Source organism: Pseudonocardia sp. SID8383, from assembly GCF_009864975.1.
GTDB classification, from domain to species: Bacteria; Actinomycetota; Actinomycetes; order Mycobacteriales; family Pseudonocardiaceae; genus Pseudonocardia; species Pseudonocardia alni.
This window is the reverse complement of sequence record NZ_WWFY01000554.1, coordinates 1-8,814: the sequence shown is the minus strand read 5'-3', so window position 1 is coordinate 8,814 and position 8,814 is coordinate 1. Positions and strand designations below refer to the sequence as shown.

The window sequence follows — 8,814 nt, the reverse complement described above, 5'->3', positions numbered from 1 at the left end:
ACCGGGGACGACGCGGTCCGCCGGCTGCTCGGTACGCCCGCCGAGGTCGCCGCCCTTCCCGCGCCGCTGGCCGAGGCCGTCCGCGCGTCCTACACCCACGGGCTCCAGCTGGTCGTGCTGGCGACCCTGCCGGTCGCGGTGCTGGCCCTGGCCGCCGTGGCCGGGATCCGCGAGACCCCGCTCGGCGAGGCCGCGCCCGACCCCTGAGCCGCACCGCGTACGCCGCACCCACCACCCGTTGCACCACCGACCGCTGCACGGAGGCCCGTCATGCCCGGACGATCCCGCCGCACCCTGCTCGTGTCCGTACTCGTCGCTCTCGGCCTGGTGGCCGCCGTCGCCCTCGCGGTGCTCGTCGTCCCGCGGCCGGGCGGCAATGCCACGGCGTCCTCGCTCGGCTCCTACCGCCCGGACCCCGGATTCACCGAGCAGGTCAGTGAGTCCTTCCTCCTGCCGATGCGCGACGGGACCCGGCTCGCCGTCCGGCTCGACCGGCCCGCGGTGGACGGCCGCCCGGCGCCGGGACCGTTCCCGGTGCTGTGGCAGCACAGCCTGTCGACCGAGCGCAAGCCGGAGGACGGTGCGGGCCCCGCGACGGGCGGGATCCAGACGATGCCCTCGCTCACCGGGCACGGCTACGTCGTCGCCCAGGTCGCCCGGCGCGGCAACGGCCAGTCCTTCGGGGTGCGCCGCGGCTACAACGACCGGCTGGAGGCCGGCGACGCCTACGAGATCACCGAGTGGCTGGCGGCGCAGCCCTGGTCGGACGGCAACGTCGGGGTCTACGGCTGCTCCAACACCGGCGACGCCGCGATGCACGCCCTGACCGTGCGCCCGCCGCACCTGCGTGCGGTGCTCGCGGGGTGCTTCTCCTGGGACAAGTACGACGCCTGGCGGGTCGGTGGCATCTCCGCGCAGTGGGGCTTCGGCCCGTCGCGCACCGTCGAGCAGGACCTGGCGAACGCGCCGGTCGACGGGGACGAGGACAAGGTGCTGCTGCGCGAGGCGGCGGTCGAGCACCAGAAGGCCGTACCGCTCGCCGACATGTGGCGCGGCATGCCGTACCGGGACAGCTGGACCGCGGCCACGCAGTCGCGCTTCTGGTCCGAGGGCAGCGTCGGCACCTATGACGACGAGATCCGCTCCACCGGCGTGCCGGTCTACGTCATCGGCGGGTGGCGCGACGAGCTGCGCGGCCAGGGTGTCGCCGCGCTGCTGAACGTGCCCGGCTCGCGGTTGCTGATCGGCCCCTGGAAGCACTGCGAGAACGCCGGGTTCGCGCTGGTCGAACAGGCCCACCGGTTCTTCGACCAGCATCTCAAGGGCATCGACACCGGCATCGCCGACGAGCCGCCGGTGCACTGGGCCACCCCCTCGTCGGACACCGCCGACGCGACCGGCCTGGAGTGGGAGTCCGCGCCGAGCTGGCCGCCCGCCGGGATCACCGCACGGCCCGCCGCCCTCGGCGGGGACGGTGTCCTCGGCTCCGCGGCGCACGGCGTCCGGGGCGTCACGGTCGACACGACCGTCGAGTGCCCCACCGATCCCGGTTCCGGGGCGACCATCCAGCCCTGCCACGTCCCCGGGAGCGGGACGAGCTGGACCGGGCCGGTGCTGGACCGCGACACGGTGTTCACCGGCGCGCCGGTCGCCGACCTCACCGTGCGCACCGACCGGGCCGACGGCGACGTGTTCGCCTACCTGGAGGAGATCGGCCCGGACGGGCGCACGACGGTGATCACCGAGGGCCGGCAGCGGATGTCCCTGCGCGCCGAGCACCCGCCCGCCTACGCGCTGCCCGACGGTGTGCCGTGGCACCGCGCGTACGCCGCCGACGCCGCCCCGGTGGAGCCGGGGGAGGCCGTGCGGCTGCACTTCGCGATGCTGCCGACCTCCTACCGCGTGCCGGCGGGGCACCGGGTCCAGGTCACGGTCACCGGCCACGACCCCCGGGCCACCGGCCCCGTTCCCGGTGCCGACGGTGCGCGGATGGAGGTGCTGTCCGGGCCGGGCACGCCGTCGTCGGTGACCCTGCCACAGCGCTGACGGTGCCCCGGTCATCCGGTGACGCGGGCCGACCCGGGCGGCGGGTCGCGGCCGCGTCACCGGACGGCCGGTAGCGGTGCCCGTGTGTCTCAGGCGCGTTCGACGTGTGCGCGCACCGCCGTGCCGTCGTCGGAGAGCCAGCCCTTGCTCCGGGCGTACCCGAGCATCCCGGCCAGGTCGTCCTCCCAGCCCGGGCCGACCCGACCGGCGGCGAGCCTGCGGACGGCGTCCACCCGGACCAGGACGTGCTCGCCGTCGTCGGAGAGCTCGCCGAGCCCGGTGCGGCGCACGGTGTCGGCGAGCTCCCCCTCGGTCGCTCCCTCGGTGACGACGACGTGGAACGCGCGCACGTCGCCCGGATCGACGAGCTCGACCCCGCCGGGGGTGATCCGGAAGTACATCCGACGAGGCTAACCCGTGCGGGCGTGCGATGGCCGGGTCCGTGCCGCCGCGACCGCGGTCAGCCCGCGAGCTTCCCGGCGACGGTGACCACGCGGGTGGCGAGGTGGTCGAGAGCCGCGTTGTCGGCGTCGCCGAGCGGGGCGTCGTTGTCCGCCCCGGTCACGTGCGAGGCGCCGTAGGGGTTGCCGTCGACGAACTTGGTCGGGTCGGTGTACCCGGGCGCGACGACGATCCCGCCGAAGTGGTGGATCGTGTTGTACAGCGCGAGCAGCGTGGACTCCTGGCCGCCGTGCAGGGTCTGGCTGGCGGTGAACCCGGCGTAGACCTTGTCGGCGAGCAGGCCCTGGCCCCACTGCGGGCCGAGCGAGTCGATGAAGGTCTTGAGCTGGCCCGCGATGTTGCCGTAGCGGGTGGGCGAGCCGAACAGGACGGCGTCGGCCCACACGATGTCGTCGGCGGTCGCGGCGGTGACCTCGGGGGCGGCCTCGGCGTGCGCGGCCTGCGCGTCGGTGGCCTCGCGCTCACCGGTGGTCGCCTCGCGGGCGACGCGGCGCAGGCGCACCTCGGCGCCCGCCTTCTCGCCGGCCTGCGCGGCCCGGTGGGCCATCGCGTCGACGGTGCCGGTGGCGGAGTAGTAGACGACGGCGAGCTTGACGGTGCTCATGGTTCCTCCGGTACATGTGAGGGGAGGAGCCCGGTACGGCACTGGACCCGGCTCGGTACCTCCGTCGCGTTCCCGGTGGGGGCGACCGGCATGCGTCCCGGTCACCCCCGTCACGCCGTCGGCGGACTCAGTCCTTCGAACCGCCGAACGCGTCCTTCACGTTGCCCGCGGCGTCCTTCAGCTTCTCGCCGGCGTCCTTCAGCGACGCCTTCGACTGCTCGGCCTTGCCCTCGGCCTGGAGCTCCCGGTCGCCGGTGGCCGCGCCGGCCTTCTCCTTGGCGACGCCCACGGCGTTCTCGGCCTTGTTCTTGACCTTGTCGGTGAACGACATCGACTGCCTCCTCGATGGACTGGTCGTTCGAGGATGTTCGCCCCGCCGTCCTCACGCGGACGTGACACACGTCACTCAGGACGCGATGCGGTCCACCCGGTCGGGCACCGGGCCGATCCGGCCCCGTCCGTCGGTCCGGTGCAGCGCGGCGACGGCGTCGAGGTCGGCCCCGTCGAGGGTGAACCCGGCGAGATCGCGGTTGGCGGCGATGCGCCCCGCGTCGTCGGACTTCGGAACGGCGACGGTGCCCTGCTGCAGGTGCCAGCGCAGGACCACCTGGGCGGGGGTGACGCCGTGCCGGTCGGCGATCCGGGCCAGGACCGGCTCGCCGAGGACCGCGCCGCGGCCCAGCGGGCTCCAGGCGCCGGTGACGATGCCCAGCGCGGCGTGCACCGCGCGCAGCTCCGGCTGCTGGTGGTGCGGGTGCAGCTCGACCTGGTTGAGCGCCGGGAGCCGACCGCCGAGCGAGCGGAGCCTGCGCAGGTGCGACGGTCGGAAGTTCGACACCCCGACCGCGCGGGTGCGGCCCTCGGCCAGCAGCTGCTCCATCGCCTCCCAGGTCGACAGGCAGTGCCCGAGGTCGTCGTTGGGCCAGTGCACGAGCAGCAGGTCGACGTGGTCGAGCCCCAGCCGGTCCAGGCTGCGCCGTGCCGCGCCCAGCGCGTCGGGGCGGTCGCCGTCGACGTTCCAGACCTTGGTGGTCACGAACAGCTCGGAGCGGGGCAGGCCGGAACCGGCCAGCGCGGCGCCGACGCCGGTCTCGTTCTCGTAGACGGCGGCGGTGTCGATGCTGCGGTAGCCCTGCGCGAGCGCCTCGGCGACGGCGGCGTGGGCGTCGCGGGACTCGGACACACCGAACCCGAGACGGGGCATGGCGACGCCCCCGTCCAGGAGCACGGTGTCGTCGGTGTGGGTCACCGGGAGGGTCCTCTCGACTGCGGATGGCGACGGCGGCGTCGGAGGTGGTCACCCCGTCCAGCGTCCGGCCCGGCGCCGGTGTTCCCCGCGGTGGGCCGCCTCACGGCCCGTCCGGGGCCGCCGCGCGCTCGTCGATCCGGGCCTGGATGCCCGCGTCGGAGCAGAACCCGCGACCGTGCCGCTTGAGGCAGAGCAGCCCGAGCAGCCGGCCGGCGTCGTCGACGACGGCGACCCGCCGCCGCCCGGCGTCGGCCATCGCCGCCCAGGTCGACGCCAGGTCGTCGCCGGCGTGGGCCACCCGTCCGCCGAGCGTCCCGAGGGGCGCGGCGGGCTCGTCCGGTCCGGCCCCGGTCAGGTCGGCCCGGTCGACCACCGCGAGCAGCCGTCCCGCGTCGAGGACCAGCAGCGAGTGCACCTTGGGTCGCTCGAATGCCGCCCACGCCTGCGCGACGGTCGTCGCCGGTCCACAGGTCTTGGGGAAGGTGTGCATGGCCGCGGCCACGCGCACCCCGTCCGGTGCGGTGCTCGGTGCGGTGCTCATCGCGTCCCTCCCCTCTCCGCGCGGGTTACCCGGCCTCACTCCGGCCGGAACACGGCGAGCGCCGTGGCCAGCATCGAGTAGTACCCGGTCAGCCACACCAGCGCCGCGAGGGTGTCCCGTCCCAGCACCCGCAGCGCGGTGGCGAAGGCGTCGTCGCCCAGGTCGTGCCGGGTGAGCAGGGCCCGCACGGTGGTCAGCGCGACCCGCTCGGCCTCGTCGAGGCCGTCGGGGACGCCGCCGTCGAGCAGGGCCTGCAGCTGCGCCCCGGACAGTCCGGTGTCGCGGGCGAGGCCCTCGTGCGCGGACCACTCGAAGGCCGACCCGTGGTGCACGGCGACGGCGAGAACGGCCAGCTCGCGCAGCCGGGGCGGGAGGTCGTCGTCGGTGCGCAGGGCCGCGCCGACCTGCTGCACGGCGTCGCCGATGCGCGGGGAGAACAGCATCGTCGTGAACGGGCCGAGTAGGCGGCCGGCGCCGTCGACCAGCGGGACCCGGGCCTGCGCTCCGCGCGGGCCGGTCGCGATGCGGGCGTGCAGCGCGGCGCGCTCGGGGTCCAGCCCGGCCGGGTCCGACGGCGCGGTCCGCGGGTGGACCGGCGGTCGCGGCCTGCCGCGCAGGTCGGCGGGCGTCGTGGCGTCGCTGGTCGTCACCGGTCCAGGTTACGGACGCCGGCGGCGGGCCCCGGGAGTGACGCCGATCTCCTGGACGATCCGTCCAGGTGGACCGGCACCGCGACCGGGTGACCTGCCGCCGCTGTGCAGCTCGTGATGGGCCGGTTGCGCAGATACCGGGATCGACGGTGTCCTCCCTGCACACCAGCGAGAGGCGATGGAGGCGCGGGATGGCTCTGCCCGAGTGGGACGGCGAACTGACCTCGGTCCGGTACGACCGGGGGACGGGCGCGTGGTTCGTGATCGGGGTGCACTCGACCCGTCTCGGCCCGGCGTCGGGCGGGACCCGCGCGATGGTCTACCCCTCGCCCGGCGACGCCGTCGCCGACGCCCGCCGCCTCGCCGGGGCGATGACGCTGAAGATGGCCGTCGCCGGCCTGCCGATGGGCGGCGGCAAGTCGGTGATCGCGCTCCCGGCGCCGCGCGCCGAGCTCGGCGAGGCGACCTGGCGCCGCATCCTCGAGATCCACGCGGCCAACCTGGAGCTGCTCGGCGGGAACTACACCACCGGCCCGGACGTCGGGACCTGCTCGGCCGACATGGACGTGCTGGCCGGCCTGACCCCGCACGTGTTCGGCCGGTCGGTCGCGGCGGGCGGGCCCGGCTCGTCCGGACCGATGACCGCCCTCGGGGTGTTCGCCGCGATCCGCGCGGGAGTCGCGGAGGCCGGGTTCGACGGCATCGACGGGCTGCGGGTGCTGGTCCAGGGGCTCGGCGCCGTCGGCGCCGACGTCGCCCGGCTCGCCGCCGACGCCGGGGCCAAGCTGATCGTCACCGACGTCGACCCGGCCCGCTGCGCCGCGGTCGCCGACGAGCTGGGCGCCGAGGTGGTCGGCACCGGCGCGGTGACCACCCGCGAGTGCGACGTGCTGGTGCCGTGCGCCACCGGCGGTCTGATCACCGCCGAGGTCGCCGAGACCCTCCCCACCGCGGTCGTCGCAGGCGCGGCGAACAACCTGCTCGCCGACCCGTACGCGGCCGAGGTCCTGCGCCGGCGCGGCATCGTCCACGCCCCGGACTTCGTCGCCAACGCCGGCGGCGCCATCCACCTGGTCGGCCGCGAGGTCCTCGGCTGGAGCGCCGACGCCGTCGCCGACCGGACCCGCGCGATCGGCGACACCCTGACCGGCGTCTTCGCCGACGCCCGCACGCACGGCACGACCACGGTCACCGCGGCACAGGAGCTGGCCGCCCGCACACTGACGGGAGAGCACTGATGGACATCCTCACCGACTCCGAGAAGCTCGCCGACCTCGACGCCGCCGCCCTGCGACGCCTGGTCGGCCTCGTCGAGCACGACGACTCCGCCGACCCGTTCCCGGTCACCGGCTGGGACGCCGTGGTCTGGGCGGTCGGCAACGCCACCCAGGCCGCGCAGCTCTACCAGGTCGTCTACGGCATGGAGCTCGTCGCGTACTCCGGGCCGGAGACCGGCAACCGCGACCACCACTCCTACGTGCTGCGCTCGGGCGCGGTCCGGTTCGAGCTGCGCGGCGCCGTCGACCCGGACAGCCCGGTCGCCGACCACCACCGCCGGCACGGCGACGGCATCGTCGACATCGCCCTCGAGGTCCCCGACGTCGACCGCTGCATCGCCCACGCCCGCGCGCAGGGGGCCACCGTGCTGGTCGAGCCGCACGACACGGCCGACGAGCACGGCACCGTGCGCTCCGCCGCGATCGCCACCTACGGCGACACCCGGCACACCCTGGTCGACCGGTCCCGCTACACCGGCCCGTACCTGCCCGGCCACGTCGCCCGCAGCTCCTCGGTGGACCGGCCCGCGGACGCGCCGCGCCGGCTGTTCCAGGCGCTCGACCACGTCGTCGGGAACGTCGAGTACGGGCGCATGGACTCCTGGGTGGACTTCTACCACCGGATCATGGGCTTCACGAACATGGCCGAGTTCATCGGCGACGACATCGCCACCGACTACTCGGCGCTGATGAGCAAGGTCGTCGCGTCGGGCAACCACCGGGTGAAGTTCCCGCTCAACGAGCCCAGCCCCGGTCGTCGGAAGTCCCAGATCGACGAGTACCTGGACTTCCACCGCGGCCCCGGCGCCCAGCACCTCGCGCTGGCGACGAACGACATCCTCACCACCGTCGACGTGCTGCGTTCCCGCGGGGTGGAGTTCCTCGACACCCCGGACGCCTACTACTCCGACCCGGAGCTCCGGGCCCGGATCGGGTCGGTGCGGGTGCCGATCGCCGAGCTGGCGTCCCGCGGGATCCTCGTCGACCGCGACGAGGACGGCTACCTGCTGCAGATCTTCACCAAGCCGGTCGGGGACCGGCCCACGGTGTTCTTCGAGCTCATCGAGCGGCACGGCTCGCTCGGCTTCGGCAAGGGCAACTTCAGGGCGCTGTTCGAGGCGATCGAGCGGGAGCAGGAGCGGCGCGGCAACGTCTGAGCGGTGCGTGTCCGGGCCGGGTCAGTCCCGGATCCGCCGCCAGGGGCGGTCGGCCTCGATCGCGTACGCCAGCTCCAGCAGCGTCCGTTCGTCGCCGACCGTGCCCTCCAGGTGCACCCCCACCGGCAGCCCGCCGGCCGTCGCCCCGGCGGGCAGCGCGACCGCGGGCGCCCCGGCGACGTTGGCCAGCGGGGTGAACGCCACGTAGTCGAGCAGCCGGGCGGTGAGCTGCTCGATCGGCACCGTCGGTGCGAGCCACCCGATCTCCGGCGGGCTGTGCGCGAGCACCGGGGAGAGCAGCACGTCGTGCCGGGTGAACAGCTCGGCGTGGGTGGCCGCGACCCGGCGCAGGCGGTGCAGGAACACCGGGGTGCGGGCCAGCGCGCGACGGTAGTGGTCGGCCAGGCCGTGGGTCAGGCCGTCGAGGCGGTGCGGGTCGAAGGTGCGCCCGTGCAGCAGCCGGCCGCCGGTGACCACGGTGAACGCGAGCAGCCCCCAGTAGTCGAGGAAGTCGTCGACGAACCGGGTCCCCACCCCGGTGACGGCGTCGGACACCTCGTGTCCCTGCTTGGCGAGCAGCTCGGCGACGGCGGTGACGGTCTCGCGGGTGTCGGCGTCGACGGCGGCGCCGGTGGGGGACTCCAGCAGCAGCCCGACCCGCAGGCGTCGCCGGGCGGGGCCCTCGACCAGGCCCAGTGGGGGCAGCGCCGGGTTGCGGCGCCCGCGGTCGGCGGCGCCGAGGAACACCGCGGTGTCGCGGACCGAGCGGGACACCACGCCGTCGGCGACGAGGTCGATCGGCATCCGGGCGCCGGTCGCGTTCGGCGC

The 8,814-nt window shown here is 75.1% G+C and carries 10 protein-coding genes and 1 pseudogene; 4 read left to right on the top strand and 7 right to left on the bottom strand.

The annotated features are described in order from the left end of the window. Positions 1 to 207 (top strand): annotated as a pseudogene (locus GTW08_RS13620) (hypothetical protein); the annotation flags it as partial. Positions 208 to 270: 63 nt separating this feature from the next. Continuing rightward, positions 271 to 2,046: a CocE/NonD family hydrolase gene (locus tag GTW08_RS13615; RefSeq protein WP_073576715.1), complete on the top strand. Its 1,776-nt coding sequence runs from the start codon at positions 271 to 273 to the stop codon at positions 2,044 to 2,046. An 89-nt stretch (positions 2,047 to 2,135) separates the two neighbouring features. Here the strand turns inward: GTW08_RS13615 and GTW08_RS13610 are convergent, their stop codons facing one another. From GTW08_RS13610 to GTW08_RS13585, 6 genes are all read right to left on the bottom strand, one after another. After that, on the bottom strand, positions 2,136 to 2,447 hold the full coding sequence (locus tag GTW08_RS13610) for a hypothetical protein (RefSeq protein WP_073576714.1): 312 nt from the start codon (positions 2,445 to 2,447) through the stop codon (positions 2,136 to 2,138). 59 nt (positions 2,448 to 2,506) lie between these two features. Next, on the bottom strand, positions 2,507 to 3,112 hold the full coding sequence (locus tag GTW08_RS13605) for an NAD(P)H-dependent oxidoreductase (RefSeq protein WP_073576713.1): 606 nt from the start codon (positions 3,110 to 3,112) through the stop codon (positions 2,507 to 2,509). A 127-nt stretch (positions 3,113 to 3,239) separates the two neighbouring features. Then, a complete protein-coding gene (locus GTW08_RS13600; protein ID WP_073576712.1) occupies positions 3,240 to 3,443 on the bottom strand; it encodes a CsbD family protein in 204 nt (67 codons plus the stop codon). 75 nt (positions 3,444 to 3,518) lie between these two features. After that, a complete protein-coding gene (locus GTW08_RS13595) occupies positions 3,519 to 4,316 on the bottom strand; it encodes an aldo/keto reductase (RefSeq protein WP_073576918.1) in 798 nt (265 codons plus the stop codon). Positions 4,317 to 4,461: 145 nt separating this feature from the next. After that, positions 4,462 to 4,902 (bottom strand): CBS domain-containing protein, encoded by a 441-nt coding sequence (locus GTW08_RS13590; RefSeq protein ID WP_073576711.1) that lies wholly within the window; start codon positions 4,900 to 4,902, stop codon positions 4,462 to 4,464. Between the two features lie 35 nt (positions 4,903 to 4,937). Next, a complete protein-coding gene (locus tag GTW08_RS13585) occupies positions 4,938 to 5,552 on the bottom strand; it encodes a carboxymuconolactone decarboxylase family protein (protein ID WP_083658817.1) in 615 nt (204 codons plus the stop codon). A gap of 191 nt (positions 5,553 to 5,743) precedes the next feature. Here GTW08_RS13585 and GTW08_RS13580 point away from each other — a divergent pair, with 191 nt between their 5' ends. After that, positions 5,744 to 6,790: a Glu/Leu/Phe/Val dehydrogenase dimerization domain-containing protein gene (locus GTW08_RS13580; RefSeq protein ID WP_073576710.1), complete on the top strand. Its 1,047-nt coding sequence runs from the start codon at positions 5,744 to 5,746 to the stop codon at positions 6,788 to 6,790. Next, positions 6,790 to 7,986, top strand: coding sequence for a 4-hydroxyphenylpyruvate dioxygenase (hppD, locus tag GTW08_RS13575; protein WP_073576709.1), 1,197 nt, complete (start codon positions 6,790 to 6,792; stop codon positions 7,984 to 7,986). The genes GTW08_RS13580 and hppD overlap by 1 nt, the downstream gene beginning before the upstream one ends. 21 nt (positions 7,987 to 8,007) lie before the next feature. Here hppD and GTW08_RS13570 read toward each other — a convergent pair. Continuing rightward, positions 8,008 to 8,814 (bottom strand): amidase family protein (locus GTW08_RS13570; protein WP_255497580.1); only part of this gene is annotated, 807 nt, incomplete at its 5' end.

What these genes read in the sequence shown, in the direction of transcription:
- GTW08_RS13615 (WP_073576715.1), top strand. Translation starts at nt 271, where the DNA reads ATGCCCGGACGATCCCGCCGCACCCTGCTCGTGTCCGTACTCGTCGCT.
- GTW08_RS13610 (WP_073576714.1), bottom strand. Translation starts at nt 2,447, where the DNA reads ATGTACTTCCGGATCACCCCCGGCGGGGTCGAGCTCGTCGATCCGGGC.
- GTW08_RS13605 (WP_073576713.1), bottom strand. Translation starts at nt 3,112, where the DNA reads ATGAGCACCGTCAAGCTCGCCGTCGTCTACTACTCCGCCACCGGCACC.
- GTW08_RS13600 (WP_073576712.1), bottom strand. Translation starts at nt 3,443, where the DNA reads ATGTCGTTCACCGACAAGGTCAAGAACAAGGCCGAGAACGCCGTGGGC.
- GTW08_RS13595 (WP_073576918.1), bottom strand. Translation starts at nt 4,316, where the DNA reads ATGCCCCGTCTCGGGTTCGGTGTGTCCGAGTCCCGCGACGCCCACGCC.
- GTW08_RS13590 (WP_073576711.1), bottom strand. Translation starts at nt 4,902, where the DNA reads ATGAGCACCGCACCGAGCACCGCACCGGACGGGGTGCGCGTGGCCGCG.
- GTW08_RS13580 (WP_073576710.1), top strand. Translation starts at nt 5,744, where the DNA reads ATGGCTCTGCCCGAGTGGGACGGCGAACTGACCTCGGTCCGGTACGAC.
- hppD (WP_073576709.1), top strand. Translation starts at nt 6,790, where the DNA reads ATGGACATCCTCACCGACTCCGAGAAGCTCGCCGACCTCGACGCCGCC.